Raw genomic sequence first — 252 nt, 5'->3', positions numbered from 1 at the left:
GCGCCTTGCAGCTGGCGCTCGACATCTATGCCGAGGAGACCGGCGCCGACGGCCTGACCCAGCGCCAGTTCGCGGTGCTGGAGGCTGTCTCGCTCAAGGCCGGCCTGACCCAGACCGAACTGGTCCGCATGACCGGCATCGACCGCTCGACCCTGGCTGATCTGGTCACCCGCATGACGACCAAGGGCCTGCTGGAGCGGGAACGCTCGACCCTGGATGCGCGCGCCAAGGCGGTGCGTCTGTCGACAGAGG

Annotated in this window: 1 protein-coding gene; it reads left to right on the top strand. The window is 69.0% G+C overall.

All coding sequences use genetic code 11. From position 1 onward, the window contains the following. Nucleotides 1-252: helix-turn-helix domain-containing protein (locus CVH10_RS22645; RefSeq protein WP_146143310.1), on the top strand; the 252-nt coding region annotated here is incomplete at both ends.

This window comes from Halomonas sp. ND22Bw (assembly GCF_003011945.1).
Lineage (GTDB): Bacteria > Pseudomonadota > Gammaproteobacteria > Pseudomonadales > Halomonadaceae > Halomonas > Halomonas halophila.
Note: the sequence above shows the minus strand (reverse complement) of the source record. Positions and strands in the feature narration are given on the sequence as shown.